Below are 15,925 nucleotides of genomic sequence, written 5' to 3'. Positions count from 1 at the left end.
GCCTTGGCCTACGCCCCGAGCAGTTCCCCAACGGAGGATGCGTATCGGATACCCCACGCCGACCATCCAGCGAGCAGTACAAGAAGAACAACAACGGGACCCTCACCCATGCTCATTCGCTCGATCGCTTATCGGCGCCTGGCGGCGCTCGCCCTTGCCGGCTTCTCGCTGGCCATGCAATCCGCTTCGGCTACCCCGCTCGACCCTGGCCCCGACGAGGCCCTGCTCTACTATCAGCGCGCCGATGGTGACTACAACGGTTGGGGTCCGCACCTGTGGAACACCACCGACTGCAGCGGAAGTGCGACTGAAACCAGCTGGGCGCAACCGCTCGCGGCGGTGGATACCGACCCGCGGTACGGCGCCTTGTACCGCATTCCACTGAGCGCCAATGCCAGCTGCCTGAATCTGATCATGCACAAGGGCGACGAAAAGGACTTGGGCGGTGGCGACCTGGCCTGGCGCTTCGACGAACTGGGCCGTCGTGTCTTCACGGTCAGCGGCAACCCACAGCTGTCCAGCACGCCGCTGAACGGCAGCGCCGTGGCGATCAAGGGCGCGCGGGCGCACTGGCTCGATCCGTTCACGCTCGCTCTGGTGGGCGGTGCGCCGGGCGCCAGCCGCTTGGAACTGCGCTATGCCAGCGACGCCAGCATCCGCATCGACAGCGAGGCGCGAACCGTCAACGGCGGGCAGGCCCTGGCGATGCAGCCGTCCAGCCTGCGCAATGGCCTCAGGCGCCGGCACCCGCATCTGGCCGAAGCCCCGGCGTACCGGATCACGGCCGGCGCACATGACCTGCGCCGCGCCGTGACGAGCCAGCTGGTGGTAATCGCCTATGACGCGGACGACCGGGTCATTGATGCCACCGAAGTGCAGACCGCCGGCATCCTCGACATGCTGTTCGCCTACAACGGCGAGCTGGGCGCGACGCTCGATGCCAGAGGTGTGTCCTTCAAGCTCTGGGCACCGACCGCACAGCGGGTTCGCCTGCACGTATTCGATGCCGCCAAACAGCTGCTGCCCGGTTATCCGAAGTCTATGCGGGAGCGGCTCGGCGTCTGGAGTCTGGAAGGCCCGCGCTCGCTGGATCGCCAGTACTACCAGTACGAAGTCACCGCCTACCGACCAAGCAGCGGCAGGATCGAGACGACGCTCGTCAGCGATCCCTACGCCCTGAGCCTGTCGCGCAACAGCCAGTACGCCCAGGTCGTCGACCTGAACGCCGGCGACCTCAAGCCAGCTGGCTGGGATGCCGCGCGTCCGCCACATCCGGAGCTCCCCGAAGCGAGCGTGATCTACGAAACCCATCTGCGCGACTTCAGCGCCAGCGACGCCAGCCTGCCGGCCGCGCTGCGCGGTACCTACGCAGCGTTTACCCACCAGAACAGCAACGGCATGCGGCACCTGCGCGACCTGCAGAAGGCCGGGCTCACCCACGTGCAGCTGCTGCCGGTGTTCGACATCGCGACCATCGACGAAGACCCCGCTCGGCGGATCAATCTGGACGACCCCTTCGCCAAGCTCTGCGACCTGTCGGATGCGGCCCGGGAGCGCTGGGCGCAGTACTGTGGCGCAGCGAGCATCCGTCAGGTGCTAGAGGGCTTCGACCCGGCCAGCGGTCAGGCGCAATCGCTGTACAACGACCTGCGCGGCCTGGATGACTTCAACTGGGGCTACGACCCCTTCCACTTCACCGCGCCCGAGGGCAGCTACGCCAGCGATGCCGAAGGCGTGCAGCGCATCATCGAGTTCCGCCAGATGGTGCAGGCCTTGGCCGGCAATGGCCTCGCCACGGTGATGGACGTGGTCTACAACCACACCAACGCTTCCGGCCTGGCCGACAAGTCCGTCCTGGACAAGGTCGTACCCGGCTACTACCACCGCCGCAACCCGACTACCGGTGCGGTGGAAACCTCGACCTGCTGCGAGAACACCGCCAGCGAACATCGCATGATGGCGAAGCTGATGATCGACTCGCTGAAGGTCTGGGCCCGCGACTACAAGATCGCCGGCTTTCGCTTCGACCTGATGGGTCACCATATGCGCGAGCAGATCGTCGATGCGTATCGCGCCGTTCGCCGCATCGATCGCGACACCTATTTCTACGGAGAAGGCTGGGAATTCGGCGAGGTTGCCGGCAACGCACGCGGTATCAACGCCAATCAACTGAACATGGCCGGCACCGGCGTCGGTACCTTCAATGATCGGCAACGTGATGCAGTCCGTGGCGGCAGCCCCTTCGACGGCGGCGACAGCATTCGCCGCAACCAGGGCTTCGCCAACGGGCTCTATCTGCGACCCAACGAGCTGAGCGGCGCCGGGGCTCAGGAAAAAGCGCAACTGCTGCACGCCACCGATTTGATCCGCGTCGGCATTGCTGGCGGGCTACGCGACTTCCAATTCGTGACCGCCGACGGCAGCACGCGCAAAGGTAGCGAGATCGACTACAACGGCCAGCCCGCCGGCTATACGCTGGACCCGCAGGAAACCGTCAATTACGTCTCCAAGCACGACAACCAGACGCTGTGGGACAACAACCAGTACAAGTTGGCCAGCAGCCTGTCGGTTGCCGACAGGGTGCGCCTGCACATGGTGGCGCTGTCGGTGCCGCTGTTCAGCCAGGGCGTGCCGTTCATCCATCTCGGCTCGGACATCCTGCGATCGAAGTCCATGCAGCGCGACAGCTACGATTCGGGCGACTGGTTCAACGCGGTGGATTTCAGCTACCAGGACAACAACTGGAACAAGGGCCTGCCGCGCGCGGACAAGGACGGCGACAACTGGCCGCTGATTCGCAGGATCATTGTCGACCCGCAGGCCAAACCGGGCACCACCGACATCGTCGCGGCGAAACGACGTTTCCTCGAGCTGCTGAAAACCCGTAGCGACAGCGCACTGTTCCAGCTCGACAGCGCCCGCGAGGTGCAACGGCGCCTACAGTTTCACAACACTGGCCCCGAACAGCAGCCCGGCGTGATCGCCTTCAGTCTGGCCGATGGTCCGCGTGACGGCCGCGATCTGGACCGCCGCTACAGCTCGCTGATGGTGGTGATCAATGCCTCGGACAGGCCGGTTCGCCTGCCGGGCGCGGACGGCTACGAGTTGCACCCGGTGCTGAAGGGTTCGGTCGACCCGATCAGCCGCCAGGCCAAGGTCACCAGTGGGGAGTTCGAGGTACCGGCGTTCACGACGATCGTATTCGTCCAACCTCAGACACGCCGGTAAATCGCGCGCAAAAAAAAAGGCGACCATAGGTCGCCTAAATGCCTTGCGTGCTCTTTGAATCTGCCGGGAATCGCTTACTTCTTGTGCGCATCCCGCCAGATGAAATATCCGAAGCCTCCGAGGAAGGCGACCATCAGGCCGACCGTGACCACCCCTGCGAGCACCACATCATCGACAAACATGAGACCTACCTCCGAAACCTGATTCGCTATTCGATGGGTTCAAGTTAAACCCGCTCCCCCCTAAAAAAATTGACCCGGGTCAATGGCCACAAAGCAGCGCACACAGCCGTGAGCAACGACTGATCCAGGTCAAGAAAACAGGGGTGTTTGAGGCGAAAAACGGCAGGGCAGCAGCAGAAGTGTGGTGAGAGCCGAGCGGCTAATAGCGAATCGATCTGTGCAATGTTGAAGGGGGGCGCGATTAACGCTTCTTCGGAGAGCGTTTGCCCTTCTTCTTCGCCTTGCCCAGCGGCAGGACCTGCTCGAAGGTCTTGCGCATCTCCTCGAGGCGCTTGTCGTTGAGGTCGTGAATGCGCTTTGCGCGCTCTGCACTGAAGTCGATCAACTTATCGTCGCTGCTCATTTGCTCGGCCTCGTCTCGATCAGGCGGAAGGTCAGGTTGAGGCGCGGCTGCAGCACCTTGCTGGTCCGCGCGATCTGGTGTTGCCAATGATGCTGCGTCGTGCCCCTCATGGCCAGCAGCGAGCCATGTGCGAGGACGAGCGAGTGTTGAATCCGCCCACTGCCCTTGCGCCGCAGATCGAAGCGCCGCTCAGCGCCCAAGCTCAGCGAAGCGACAGTGGGGCAGTCGCCCAGCTCGGGCTCATCGTCACTGTGCCAGCCCATGGCGTCGCGTCCGTCGCGATACAGGTTGAGCAACACACCGTTGAAGCGCTGACCGGTCTCGTGCTGCAGACGCTCACGGATGTCGCGCAACAGCGGTGTCCAGGCCAGCGGATCATGTCGCAGGCCGGAATAGCGATACCCGGCGTCCGCGTCGCCGTACCAGGCGACCATGCGTGGTACTGCAACGTGACGGCCATAGATTCGGATTTCGGGTTGCGACCAGGGCGTGGCGCTGACGAGCTCCTTCAGCCAGGCATCGGCGGTTTCGCTGTCGACCCACTCCGGGTAGTAGTCCAGTGCGGCGTCCGGCAACTCGATCGATGAAGCGTGGCTCGGGTCGTTCGTGAACACCTCAGACCTCGACGTCAACCCAGAGTCCCTGGCGCGGCAGCTCTTCGAGCTCGGCCTGGTCCTGCTCATCAGTCTCGCCGGTCGCCAGTTCCTCCGGGGTATAACCCCGGCGCTGACGCCGCCGCTGCTCGTCGCGCAGCATCTCGGCGCTCTCCTGCGGATGACGTCGGTCGAGGGTAACCGCACTTTCGTCCGAACTCGGCTGCACGGGTGCCACCGGTGCGATCTCCGGGCGCGGCTTGACCACGTCCTGCTGGGCGTTGACCGGGAATACGCCTGATGGGATGGGTGGCAGCATGCTGGTTACCCCTCGTTACCGATGAATCGGCCGCGGCACCGGCCAACTTTAACAGGACCGCTACACTTCATGCGTCGAACAGTCGCCATCGGTCGTCGCTCTGATGACGACGTTCCGTTAAGATAGCCGGCTTTTTCACAGCGGGAGGCAGCATGGCGCAGCAGTATCTACCGGGGCAACGCTGGATCAGCGACAGCGAGGCAGAACTCGGCCTCGGAACCATCCTGACCCAGGATGGACGGATGCTCACCGTGCTCTATCCGGCGACCGGAGAAACGCGCCAGTACGCGACACGCAGCGCCCCACTGACGCGGGTGCGCTTCGTGCCCGGTGACGAGATCACCCATTTCGAAGGCTGGAAGATGACCGTGCGCGAGGTCGACGACGTCGACGGCCTGCTGGTCTACCACGGCCTGACCGCACAGAACGAAGCCCGCACCCTGCCGGAAACCCAGCTGTCGAACTTCATTCAGTTCCGTCTGGCCAGCGACCGCCTCTTCGCCGGGCAGATCGACCCGCTCGCCTGGTTCAGCCTGCGCTACCACACCCTGCAGCACCAGAGCGCCCAGCTGCAGTCCTCGCTGTGGGGCCTCGGTGGCGTGCGTGCGCAACCCATCGCGCACCAGCTGCACATCGCCAAGGAAGTCGCTGACCGCATCGCCCCGCGCGTACTGCTGGCCGACGAAGTGGGCCTGGGCAAGACCATCGAAGCCGGGCTGATCATCCATCGCCAGTTGCTCTCAGGCCGCGCCAGCCGGGTGCTGATCCTGGTTCCGGAAAACCTCCAGCACCAGTGGCTGGTGGAGATGCGCCGCCGCTTCAACCTGGAAGTCGCACTGTTCGATGCCGAGCGTTTCATCGAGAGCGATGCCAGCAACCCGTTCGAAGACACCCAGCTGGCACTGGTATCGCTGGAATGGCTTAAGGAAGACGAACGCGCCCAGGATGCTGCCTTTGCCGCCGGCTGGGACGTGCTGGTGGTGGACGAAGCGCACCATCTGGTCTGGCACCCGGAAGGTGCCAGCGCCGAATACAAGCTGGTCGAACAGCTGACCGAAGTGATCCCCGGCGTGCTGCTGCTGACTGCAACTCCGGAACAGCTCGGTCTGGACAGCCACTTCGCCCGTCTGCGTCTGCTCGATCCGAATCGTTTCCATGACCTCGATGCCTTCCGCGCCGAAAGCTCCAGCTACCAGCCGGTGGCCGAAGCCGTGCAGGAGCTGCTCGACGAGGGCCGTCTCTCACAGCAGGCACACCAGACTATCCACGATTTCCTCGGCGCCGAGGGCGAAGCCCTGCTGGCCGCCGCCACCGATGGCGACATCGAGGCCAGCAGCCGGCTGATCCGCGAGCTGCTCGACCGTCACGGCACCGGCCGTCTGCTGTTCCGCAACACCCGTGCCGCCGTGCAGGGTTTCCCGGAGCGCCAGCTGCATCCCTATCCGCTGCCCTGCCCGGCCGAATACCTCGAACTGCCGCTAGGGGAGCATGCCGAGCTGTATCCGGAGGTCGCCTTCCAGAGCCAGCAGGACGACGGCGAGGCGAGCAACCGCTGGTGGCAGTTCGATCCGCGTGTCGAGTGGCTGATCGACACGCTGAAGATGCTGAAGAAGTACAAGGTGCTGGTCATCTGCGCCCATGCCGAGACCGCCCTGGATCTGGAAGACGCGCTGCGCGTGCGCTCCGGCATTCCGGCGACTGTGTTCCACGAGGGCATGAGCATCCTCGAGCGCGACCGCGCCGCGGCCTACTTCGCCGACGAGGAGTTTGGCGCGCAGGTGCTGATCTGCTCGGAAATCGGCAGTGAGGGCCGTAACTTCCAGTTCAGCCACCATCTGGTGCTGTTCGATCTGCCGGCGCACCCGGACCTTCTCGAGCAGCGCATCGGCCGTCTCGACCGCATCGGCCAGCAGCACACCATCCAGCTGCATGTGCCGTACCTGGAAACCAGCCCGCAGGAACGCCTGTTCAAGTGGTATCACCAGGCACTGAACGCCTTCCTCAACACCTGCCCGACCGGCAACGCCCTGCAGCACCGCTTCGGACAGCGTCTGCTGGGGCAGCTGGAAGAAGGTGACGACGACGCCTATCAGCTGCTGATCGACGAGGCCCGCGCCGAGCGCGAGCGCCTGGAAGCGGAGCTTCACAGCGGCCGCGACCGCCTGCTGGAGCTCAATTCCGGCGGCGGCGAACAAGGCAAGGCACTGGTCGAAGCCATCGAGGAGCAGGACGACCAGTTCGCCCTGCCGATCTATATGGAGCAGCTGTTCGATGCGTTCGGCATCGACAGCGAAGACCACTCGGAAAACGCCCTGGTATTGCGCCCCAGCGAAAAGATGCTGGATGCCAGCTTCCCGCTGGGCGACGACGAGGCCGTGACCATCACCTACGACCGCGAACAGGCCCTGGCCCGCGAAGACATGCAGTTCCTCACCTGGGAACACCCCATGGTGCAGGGTGGCATGGACCTGGTGCTGTCCGGATCCATGGGCAATACCGCGGTCGCGCTGATCAAGAACAAGGCGCTCAAGCCGGGTACCGTGCTGCTCGAGTTGCTGTTCGTCAGTGAAGTGGTGGCGCCGCGCGCGCTGCAACTGAGCCGCTTCCTGCCGCCGTTGGCGCTGCGCTGCCTGCTCGACGGCAACGGCAATGACCTGGCCTCGAAGGTGGCCTTCGATACGCTCAACGATCAGCTGGAAAGCGTGCCGCGAGCCAGCGCCAACAAGTTTGTCCAGGCTCAGCGCGATGTGCTGGCAACCCAGATCGCCGCCGCCGAGGCCAAGATTGCACCGCGTCACAGCGAGCGCGTTGCCGAAGCACAACGCAAGCTCAAGGCCGGCCTGGACGAGGAACTGGCGCGCCTGGTAGCCCTGCAGGCGGTCAACCCGAGCGTGCGCGACAGCGAGATCGAAGCCCTGCGTCAGCAGCGCGAAGACGGCCTGGCAGCACTGGAAAAGGCGGCCTTGCGATTGGAGGCAATACGGGTGCTGGTCGCCGGCTGAGCCGGCAGCGCTTTGCCCGTGTGTCCTGAAGGCGGTGTCCAGCCCATCCGTTCAGGTCAACGCGCCAGCGGTTGGACCACCTCGTTCCCGACCTGAACGAGGCGGTCCGCGCTTCCCCGAGAACGGCCTCGTCGAGGCGTGCTCCTATTATTCCGATTCCTTACGTGCGATACGCCAGTACGCCCCGACCCGCTCCGCCAGCGCCTTTGGCGGTTCGGCATACAAGCGGCGGCCCAGGCGCAGCGCGCGCTGTTGCAATTGCGCCCGCCGCTGTTCGATACAGCGCTGCACCGCTTCACGGGTATCCGGTGTACCGAACAGCTCGGGCTCACACCGCATCAGCTCAGTCATCACCGCCAGGTCATGGTCATCGCCCAGCGCGTCGGCGACCTGCTTGAGCTGTTCCGCACGGCTTTCCAGCGCATCCGGCCAGCACGGGGACAGCAGCTGGCAGTGATACCAGTGGTCCTTCACCCGCTTGCGCCATTCGTGAAGCAACTCATCCGAGTCCGCCTTTTGCGCACGTGCGAGATCCCGCACACCGTCGGCATAGGTTCGCCGAAAGCCCGCGGCGAGCAAGCCGAAGCCTTTGCCCGGCAATTTCCAGTGCTGCACGTCGCGAGTCAGTGCGCGCAGGTCACCCAGCACCTGCGTCACTTCCACGTCGAAGCCGGTATGCACCTCACCATCCGGCGCGGCGCGCTGCTGCAAGCGCAGGCGGATCTGGCGGAACGCATCGCTGACGAACAGTGGCTGATCGGTGCGCGCCAGGGCGTCCCAGCTTTCCAGCATCGCGGCGGCATCGCGTGACTCGGCCAGGCGTCGTCCGGCATCGCGCAGCCGACGATTGTCGACGCTGAAACGCGCACCGAGCGGTTCACGCACCAGCCGCAGCAGCGCGCGCAATTCCTTGAAGCGCTTGCGCGCCTGGTGCACGCCCTCGGCCCGCTCGGACGGCTCGACACAGAGCGCCTGGATCGCCTTGTTGATGCGCCCCAGCGCGGCCTTGCGCACCTCTTTGGCAGCGTTGCGCGCCGGGCGTATTCGATAGGCCATTTGCGTTATCCCTCAATGACACGCTCCGCTGGAGCATCCGTATTGAGACCCGCACGCCACGCCGGGTGTTATCCCGGCAGTGTGAAGATTTGTGTCAGCAACGCCGGGATTTCATTTCAACCGTAGCGCTTGCGCGCCTCGATGGCCAATCCGCTGCCGATGCTGCCGAAGCGATTACCTTCCACATGCCGTGCACGGGGCAGCAGCCCGGCAACGCTGTCGCGCAGTGCCGGAATGGCGCTCGAGCCACCGGTGAAGAACACCGTATCGACCTCTTCATGGCGCACGCCGGCATCCGCCAGCAGCTGATTGATGCTGCCACCGATACGGTCAAGCAGTGCGGCGATGGCGCCTTCGAAGCCCTGGCGGGTCAGCTCGACCTGCAGTTGCGGCTCGATACGCTGGAAGTCGATGGCGAACTGCTCCGCCTCGGTCAGCTCGATCTTGCCCTGCTCCACCTGCATCGCCAGCCAGTGTCCGGCGCGCTGCTCGATCAAGCGGAACAGCCGGTCGATACCGGTGGGGTCGACGATGTCGTAGCGCATGCTCTGCAACGCCCGTAGCGAGGCTGGCGCGTAAACGGCGTTGATGGTGTGCCAGGTGGCCAGGTTGAGGTGGGTGCTGGTGGGCATCGGTGCATCGCTCTTCATCCGGCTGCCATAGCCGAACAACGGCATCACCCCGCTCAGGCTGAGCTGCTTGTCGAAGTCGGTACCGCCGATGTGCACACCGCCGGTGGCGAGAATATCAGCCTGTCGATCATCGACGTCCCGACGCTCGGGCGACAGCCGCACCAGCGAGAAGTCGGAGGTACCACCGCCGATATCGACGATCAGCACGCGCTCTTCGCGTTCGATACGCGACTCGTAATCGAAGGCCGCGGCGATCGGCTCGTACTGGAAGGACACGTCCTTGAAGCCGATCTTGCGGGCGGCAGCGGCCAAGGTGTCCGATGCCTCCCGGTCGGCCTGCGGGTCGTCATCGACGAAAAACACCGGCCGCCCCAGCACGACTTCCTCGAATGGCCGGCCGGCAGCCGTTTCGGCGCGCTGCTTGAGGGTGCCGAGGAACAGGCCGAGGATTTCCTTGAACGGCATGGCGCTGCCGAGCACGGTGGTTTCGCTTTTCAGCAGCTTGGAGCCGAGCAGGCTCTTGAGTGAACGCATCAGGCGGCCTTCATAGCCCTCCAGATATTCGCTCAGCGCCTGCCGACCGTAGACCGGCCGGCGCTCTTCGAGATTGAAGAACACCACCGACGGCAAGGTCGGTTGCTCGCCCTCGAGCGCGATCAGCGGGTCCACGTCCAGGCGCCACCAACCAACCGTGGAGTTGGAAGTACCGAAGTCGATGCCGCAGGCGCGGGCGGATGAGGCGTTGAGCATGGCGTGTTCCACGGGTACTGAAAAAACGGCCGCGCAGTGTAAAGGAGGCGGCCCGCCGATGCAGGCCTATCGTCGGTTAGCCCCTCGATGGCTTTCTCCAGACAAAAAAATGCCCGGCCATCGCTGGTCCGGGCACAAACCCCATAACGCAAACGTATCAGGCAGGCACCGCCTCCGCGCCGGGCGCATCGGCCGTCATCCCGGCAGTCATGCGCTTGGCATCGGCGCAGAAGGTCCGCGATGCCTGGAACAGGAACAGCATGGTCAGCAGCAGCGACGCCGGTATCAGATACATCGCCCCGTGCAGACCCTCGGCACGGAAGGCCTCGGCCATCTCGCTGGCGCCCGCTGCCAGCATCGCCCCTTCGGCGAAGTGGTCCGAGAGCAGCCCCACCACTACTGTCCCCATGCCGCCGCCCAGCAGGTACAGGCCAGCAAAGAACAGCGCCATGGCCGTGGCCCGCAGGCGCGGTTCGACCACGTCCTGAATTGCCGTGTAGACGCAGGTATAGAAGTTGTAGGAGAACAACCAGCCAATGCTGAACACCGCGACGAACATGCCGACCTCGATGCGGCCGGCCAGCAGCGCATAGCCGGTTGCGATGGTCGCGATCAACATGCTCACAGCGGCGAAGATCAGGCGACCACGGGCGTAGCGCTGGTGGATACGGTCAGCGACCCAGCCGCCCAGGGTCAACCCGAACAGGCCGGTCAAGCCGACGATCACGCCGGTGGCGACCGACGCCTGTACCAGCGAGACACCGTGATAACGCATCAGCAACGGCACCATGAAGGCGTTGCAGGCATAGGTGGCGAAGTTGAATGCCAGGCCGGCCAGCACCAGCCACCAGAAGGTGCGAATCGACAGCACCTTGCGGATCGGCTGCTGCACCGGCTCCTGGGAAACCTTGACGGTCTCGGCGGCGCCGCGCTTGGGCTCCTTGATCAGAAAGATGAACAGCGCCAGCACCAGGCCCGGCACCGCGGCGATGAAGAAGGGCGCGCGCCAGCTGCCGAACGCCTCTACCATGGAACCGATGGTGAAGAACGCCAGCAACAGGCCCAACGGCAGGCCGAGCATGAAGATGCCCATGGCCCGGGAGCGCTTGTGCGCCGGAAACAGGTCGCCGATCAGCGAGTTGGCGGCGGGCGCGTAACTGGCCTCGCCGATGCCGATGCCCATGCGCACCAGCAGGAAGCTCCAGAAGTTCCAGGCCAGGCCGTTAATCGCGGTCAGGCCGCTCCACGCGGTGAGCCCCCAGCCCATGATCTTGCGCCGCGAACCGAGGTCCGCCATGCGCCCCAGGGGCAGCCCGGCAATGGCGTAGACGATGGTGAAGGCGGTGCCGATCAGGCCGAGTTGGAAATCGTTGAGGCTCCACTCCAGGCGGATCGGCTCGGCGATGATCGCCGGTATGGTGCGATCGAAGAAGTTGAACAGGTTCGCCAGAAAGAGCAGAAACAGCACGCGCCAGGCGTTGGATGCTTGGGTGGAAGGCTGCATGACGTCGGTCTCGATTGTTCTTATATTCCGGCCGCAGACCAGCCGGGACTCGACCATGACTCTAGAGTCTGTGCCTGATCCTGTCTCCGAACATCACCTTCGCTTATGCCCCGCGATGGCTCAGCGCCCGCGCCACTCGGCCAGCCAGCCCAGGCCGGCTTCGGTGCCCTGCTCCCCCGGTTTGTATTCGGCGCTCAGCCAGCCCTGGTAGCCGCTGGCCTGCAAGGCCTGCAGCGCTGCGCTGAAGTCCAGCTCACCACTACCAGGCGCGCCGCGGCCCGGGCAGTCGGCGAACTGCACATGACCGATGCGCTCGCCCAGCCGGGTAATGCAGCTGGGCAGGTCCAGCTGCTGGCGTGCCATATGGTAGAAATCCAGTTGCGCCAGGCAGTTGGGGTGATCGACGCGCTGCAGCAGAGCCTCCAGATCCGCCGCGCTGTTGATCAGAAAGCCTGGCATGTCGAGCGGGTTGATCGCTTCGCAGAGCACACGGATGCCGAGCATGTCGAAGGCGTCGGCGGTCTTCCACAGGTTGTGCTCGAGCGTCTCCAGCGCCAGCTCGCGGTCGACGCCCTCGGCGAGGCGGCCCGGCAGCACGTTGACACTGGCCGGTCGAACCATCAGCGCATAGGTCAGCGCCTCCTGCAGAGCAGCGTCGAAGGCCTCCTGCCGGTCCGGCACCGCCGCCAGACCTGGTCCGCCCTGCAGCAGATCGCCGGCGGGCAGATTGATCAGCACCAGCGGCATGCCGGCGCGCTCGAGTTGCTCTTTCAGGCGAATGGCCGGCACTTCGTAAGGAAACTGGATCTCCACGCCATCGAAACCGGCGGTGCGGGCGGCGAGGATGCGTTCGGTAAGCGGCAGCTCGGTGAACAGCAGCGATAGATTAGCGGCGATCTTCATTGGTCGCCCTCCCGGTACATCTGCACCAGCGTGGCGGGGTCGCGCTCCAGATTGCCCTGGCTGCCGTGCAGGCGCATCAGCTGCGCGGCCAGGCCGCTCAAGGGCGTCGCCGATCCCTGCTCACGGGACAGTTTGACAGCCGTATCCAGATCTTTGAGCAAGGTCCGTACATGCCACTTCACCGGTTCGAACTCGCTCGCTGCCATCTGCGGGGCGAGGATCTGCAATGGCTTGGAATCGGCGAAGCCGCCGGCCAGCGCCGGTGCCAGCAGGCTGGCGTCGACTCCGGCACGTTCGGCCAAGGCCACGACCTCGGCGATCACCAGCGCATTGCAGGCGACGATCATCTGATTGCAGACCTTCGTCACCTGGCCGGCGCCGACCCCACCCATATGGGTAAGGCGCTGGCCCAGATTCATCAGCACCGGCCGTACCCGCTCGACATCCTCGGCGCGTCCGCCGGCCATGATCACCAGGCTGCCGGCTTCCGCGCCCGGCGTTCCACCGGAGACCGGGGCATCGACCCAGCGCATGCCACTGCGAAATTCCAGCTCGGCGGCCATGTCGCGGGTTGCCGTCGGCTCCAGGCTCGAGTGATCGACCAGCAGCTTGTCGGCCTTGCCACCTTCGGCGATGCCGCCCTTGCCGAAAAGCACCTCGCGCACAGCGGCGGTGTCGGCCAGACACAACAGCACAATGTCGGCCTCGGCACAGAGCTCAGCGGGCGTCGCCACCGCCCTGGCCCCCAGCTCTACCAGCGGCTGGCACTTCTCGGGCGAGCGATTCCACACCGCCAGGCGATACCCCGCCGCCAGCAGACGTCGACACATCGGCAGGCCCATCAGGCCGATACCGGCAAAAGCGAGGGTTGGCAGGTCGGACATGAGGCGGCTCCTAGACGAACGAGGTCGTGATTCTAGCGCCGCACCGCCAGGAACGGCCAAACGATGTACCTCCCTCATCCCTCAACTGCTCAATGCCCCCTCCTGCTGCCACAATGCCACTGTGACCGATCCAGCAAATTGCCCGACCAACTGGAACGATCCGCCGTCGAGCGCCTCTGAAGGAGGCCCCGAGGCATCGCCTCGCGCAGACCCATCCGCTCAACGCACGCCTGCCCTTGGCAACGCGCGTGCATCAGAAGAAATCGCAGGAAACAAGCAATGGATTTAATTCAGATCATCGTCCTGGCCATCGTGCAGGGACTAACCGAGTTCTTGCCGGTATCGAGCTCGGCTCATCTGATCCTCTTCCCGCACCTGGTGGGTTGGGACGACCAGGGACTGGCATTCGACGTGGCGGTGCACCTCGGCACCCTGGCCGCAGTGGTCTGGTACTTCCGCCTGGAAGTCTTCGGCATGACGCGCGACTGGTTCGCATCGCTAGCCCGCCGCGAGCGTGTCGGTGACAGCCGGCTGGCCTGGGCGGTGATCCTTGGAACGGTTCCGGTCGGCATCGCCGGGCTGCTGTTCAAGGACTTCATCGAAGTCCAGCTGCGCTCGCCGCTGGTGATTGCCTGGGCGACCATCGGCTTCGGTCTGCTGCTGTGGTGGTCGGACGTGGTCAGCCGGCGAATCCCGCAAACGCGCGACGAGCACAGCCTGAACTGGAAGGACATCTTGTTGATCGGTTGCGCCCAGGCGCTGGCGCTGATTCCCGGCACCTCGCGCTCGGGCGTGACGATGACCGCCGGGCTGTTGCTGGGCCTGTCGCGCTCCGGCGCAGCACGCTTTTCCTTTCTGCTGTCGATCCCGGTGATCGTGCTTGCCAGCGGGCTGAGCACACTCGACCTGGTGGAAGGCGGGGTAGCGGTTGACTGGACGGCGATGGGGCTGGGTGTGGTGCTGTCGGCGGTGAGTGCCTACCTGTGCATCCACATCTTCCTGAAGTTGCTGGAGCGCGTCGGCATGCTGCCGTTCGTGATCTACCGTTTGATCCTCGGTGTGGTGCTGCTGGTACTGTTCGCCGGCGCCTGAGCGCACCTGCTGATACGTTGAACGCCTTGCCGCGGCTTGCGATCCCTCGCGCTGCCGCGGCGCTGGCCGGAGCGAGGTCGCCCAATCAGCCCTGAGGCAGGTCGATCAGCAGTGGGCCGAGCAGGACAGCTGCGATACGCGCCTCGGTGAACATCTTCTCGGTCAAAGGCACGCTGCGTATTTCCGCGCTGCCAACAGGTTGCGCCTGAATTCGCGCTACCTCTCTGAACGAGTGACCATCTGCCCAGACCATGGTGGACTGACGCTTCTTATCGCACTTCACATTCGCTTCCTTTGCCTGCGGGGGTGGCACATTGCACATATTCGGCCACTACAGATCACTTAGGTTTAGGGCCTGAAAAAAGTTCGTCGTGTTACACGATATTTCTGCAATGGAAATGTGCCAGAAGCGCTCCAAGCATCCCTGTGCAGCTTTCCCTTGGCGCCACACGCCTGCCACGCTCTATAATCCGCGCGCTTTTTCCGCTATTGAACCGGAGAACCCTCAATGCTGAAGCGCTCCCTGGCAGCCGTCGCCGGCCTTGCCCTGTCCCTGTCTATTGCTACTACCCACGCCGCTGAAACCCTGCGGGTTTCCGCTATCCCCGACGAAGCCCCGACCGAGCTGATTCGCAAGTTCAAGCCGCTGGGCGAGTACCTGGAACAGCAGCTGGGCATGCCTGTGAAGTTCACCCCGGTATCGGACTATGCGGCCGTGGTCGAATCCCTGGCTTCCGACCGCCTCGATCTCGCCTGGCTCGGCGGTTTCACCTTCGTCCAGACGCGCCTGAAGACCGGCGATGCGATCCCTCTGGTGCAGCGCGAGCAAGACGAGCAGTTCACCAGCAAGTTCATCACCGCCGATCCTGAGGTGAAGTCGCTGGCCGACCTCAAGGGCAAGACCTTCGCCTTCGGCTCCGTGTCGTCGACCTCAGGTAGCCTGATGCCGCGCTACTTCATGCTGAAGGACGGCATCCAGCCGGAACAGTTTTTCAAGCGCATCGCCTACTCCGGCGCCCACGATGCCACCGCCGCCTGGGTCGAGGCCGGCAAGGCCGACGCCGGCGTGCTCAACGCCTCGGTGTGGGACAAGCTGGTCGCGGCCGGCAAGGTCGACACCGACAAGGTCCGCGTGATTTCCACCACTCCGCCTTATTACGACTACAACTGGACCGTGCGCGGCAACCTCGACCCGGCGCTGGTCGAGAAGATCAAGGCTGCCTTCCTCGCCCTCGATCCGGACAACCCGGAGCACAAGGCGATTCTTGATCTGCAGGCTGCTAGTCGCTTTATCGAGACCAAGCCGGAGAACTACGCCGGAATCGAAGAAGCCGCGCGCGCCGCCGGCCTGCTCAAGTGATGGCACGTAAGCATCAG

At 64.5% G+C, this 15,925-nt stretch carries 14 protein-coding genes; 4 read left to right on the top strand and 10 right to left on the bottom strand.

The features are described from left to right. Positions 1-108: 108 nt before the first annotated feature. Positions 109-3,228 (top strand): pullulanase-type alpha-1,6-glucosidase, encoded by a 3,120-nt coding sequence (pulA, locus tag LW136_RS06445; RefSeq protein ID WP_234174776.1) that lies wholly within the window; start codon positions 109-111, stop codon positions 3,226-3,228. A 74-nt stretch (positions 3,229-3,302) separates the two neighbouring features. Here pulA and ccoM read toward each other — a convergent pair whose 3' ends face one another. From ccoM to LW136_RS06430, 4 genes are all read right to left on the bottom strand, one after another. Next, positions 3,303-3,410 carry a cytochrome c oxidase subunit CcoM gene (gene ccoM, locus LW136_RS22805; protein WP_023444473.1) on the bottom strand — a complete coding sequence of 36 codons (108 nt, stop codon included), beginning with the start codon at positions 3,408-3,410 and terminating at the stop codon, positions 3,303-3,305. 241 nt (positions 3,411-3,651) lie between these two features. Further along, positions 3,652-3,813 carry a hypothetical protein gene (locus LW136_RS06440; protein WP_162836510.1) on the bottom strand — a complete coding sequence of 54 codons (162 nt, stop codon included), beginning with the start codon at positions 3,811-3,813 and terminating at the stop codon, positions 3,652-3,654. Beyond that, positions 3,810-4,427 (bottom strand): alpha-ketoglutarate-dependent dioxygenase AlkB family protein, encoded by a 618-nt coding sequence (locus tag LW136_RS06435; RefSeq protein WP_234174775.1) that lies wholly within the window; start codon positions 4,425-4,427, stop codon positions 3,810-3,812. The genes LW136_RS06440 and LW136_RS06435 overlap by 4 nt, the downstream gene beginning before the upstream one ends. 1 nt (position 4,428) lies before the next feature. Continuing rightward, complete coding sequence (locus LW136_RS06430; RefSeq protein ID WP_014821194.1) at positions 4,429-4,725, bottom strand: hypothetical protein; 297 nt, start codon at positions 4,723-4,725, stop codon at positions 4,429-4,431. Positions 4,726-4,877: 152 nt separating this feature from the next. On the opposite strand from LW136_RS06430, the gene rapA reads away from it, so the two are divergent. Next, positions 4,878-7,727 (top strand): RNA polymerase-associated protein RapA, encoded by a 2,850-nt coding sequence (rapA, locus tag LW136_RS06425; protein ID WP_234174774.1) that lies wholly within the window; start codon positions 4,878-4,880, stop codon positions 7,725-7,727. Between the two features lie 147 nt (positions 7,728-7,874). Here the strand turns inward: rapA and LW136_RS06420 are convergent, their stop codons facing one another. The 5 genes from LW136_RS06420 to LW136_RS06400 form a co-directional block, all read right to left on the bottom strand. Beyond that, complete coding sequence (locus LW136_RS06420; protein ID WP_234174773.1) at positions 7,875-8,783, bottom strand: CHAD domain-containing protein; 909 nt, start codon at positions 8,781-8,783, stop codon at positions 7,875-7,877. Between the two features lie 116 nt (positions 8,784-8,899). After that, positions 8,900-10,165: an Hsp70 family protein gene (locus LW136_RS06415; protein WP_234174772.1), complete on the bottom strand. Its 1,266-nt coding sequence runs from the start codon at positions 10,163-10,165 to the stop codon at positions 8,900-8,902. A gap of 157 nt (positions 10,166-10,322) precedes the next feature. Continuing rightward, positions 10,323-11,669 (bottom strand): spinster family MFS transporter, encoded by a 1,347-nt coding sequence (locus LW136_RS06410; RefSeq protein WP_023444478.1) that lies wholly within the window; start codon positions 11,667-11,669, stop codon positions 10,323-10,325. 120 nt (positions 11,670-11,789) lie between these two features. Continuing rightward, a complete protein-coding gene (locus LW136_RS06405) occupies positions 11,790-12,572 on the bottom strand; it encodes a hydroxypyruvate isomerase family protein (RefSeq protein ID WP_234174771.1) in 783 nt (260 codons plus the stop codon). Next, a complete protein-coding gene (locus LW136_RS06400) occupies positions 12,569-13,456 on the bottom strand; it encodes an NAD(P)-dependent oxidoreductase (RefSeq protein ID WP_090521607.1) in 888 nt (295 codons plus the stop codon). Before LW136_RS06400 ends, LW136_RS06405 begins: the two co-directional genes overlap by 4 nt. A 279-nt stretch (positions 13,457-13,735) precedes the next feature. On the opposite strand from LW136_RS06400, the gene LW136_RS06395 reads away from it, so the two are divergent. Continuing rightward, complete coding sequence (locus tag LW136_RS06395) at positions 13,736-14,548, top strand: undecaprenyl-diphosphate phosphatase (RefSeq protein ID WP_234174770.1); 813 nt, start codon at positions 13,736-13,738, stop codon at positions 14,546-14,548. Positions 14,549-14,633: 85 nt separating this feature from the next. Here the strand turns inward: LW136_RS06395 and LW136_RS06390 are convergent, their stop codons facing one another. Beyond that, the gene (locus LW136_RS06390; protein ID WP_041013243.1) at positions 14,634-14,831 is read right to left on the bottom strand and encodes a hypothetical protein; all 198 of its coding nucleotides are present in this window, start codon (positions 14,829-14,831) and stop codon (positions 14,634-14,636) included. 225 nt (positions 14,832-15,056) lie between these two features. Between LW136_RS06390 and LW136_RS06385 the strand changes: the two genes are divergently transcribed. Then, positions 15,057-15,908, top strand: a complete 852-nt coding sequence (locus tag LW136_RS06385; RefSeq protein ID WP_234174769.1) for a putative selenate ABC transporter substrate-binding protein — start codon at positions 15,057-15,059, stop codon at positions 15,906-15,908. Positions 15,909-15,925 lie beyond the last annotated feature (17 nt).

It is taken from the genome of Stutzerimonas kunmingensis (assembly GCF_021432085.1).
Classification (GTDB): domain Bacteria; phylum Pseudomonadota; class Gammaproteobacteria; order Pseudomonadales; family Pseudomonadaceae; genus Stutzerimonas.
The sequence above is the reverse complement of the archived record's forward strand: the minus strand, read 5'-3'. Positions and strand labels throughout refer to the sequence as shown.

Coding starts and splice junctions, on each gene's coding strand:
- pulA (WP_234174776.1), top strand. CDS start 109: ATGCTCATTCGCTCGATCGCTTATCGGCGCCTGGCGGCGCTCGCCCTT.
- ccoM (WP_023444473.1), bottom strand. CDS start 3,410: ATGTTTGTCGATGATGTGGTGCTCGCAGGGGTGGTCACGGTCGGCCTG.
- LW136_RS06440 (WP_162836510.1), bottom strand. CDS start 3,813: ATGAGCAGCGACGATAAGTTGATCGACTTCAGTGCAGAGCGCGCAAAG.
- LW136_RS06430 (WP_014821194.1), bottom strand. CDS start 4,725: ATGCTGCCACCCATCCCATCAGGCGTATTCCCGGTCAACGCCCAGCAG.
- rapA (WP_234174774.1), top strand. CDS start 4,878: ATGGCGCAGCAGTATCTACCGGGGCAACGCTGGATCAGCGACAGCGAG.
- LW136_RS06420 (WP_234174773.1), bottom strand. CDS start 8,783: ATGGCCTATCGAATACGCCCGGCGCGCAACGCTGCCAAAGAGGTGCGC.
- LW136_RS06415 (WP_234174772.1), bottom strand. CDS start 10,165: ATGCTCAACGCCTCATCCGCCCGCGCCTGCGGCATCGACTTCGGTACT.
- LW136_RS06410 (WP_023444478.1), bottom strand. CDS start 11,669: ATGCAGCCTTCCACCCAAGCATCCAACGCCTGGCGCGTGCTGTTTCTG.
- LW136_RS06405 (WP_234174771.1), bottom strand. CDS start 12,572: ATGAAGATCGCCGCTAATCTATCGCTGCTGTTCACCGAGCTGCCGCTT.
- LW136_RS06400 (WP_090521607.1), bottom strand. CDS start 13,456: ATGTCCGACCTGCCAACCCTCGCTTTTGCCGGTATCGGCCTGATGGGC.
- LW136_RS06395 (WP_234174770.1), top strand. CDS start 13,736: ATGGATTTAATTCAGATCATCGTCCTGGCCATCGTGCAGGGACTAACC.
- LW136_RS06385 (WP_234174769.1), top strand. CDS start 15,057: ATGCTGAAGCGCTCCCTGGCAGCCGTCGCCGGCCTTGCCCTGTCCCTG.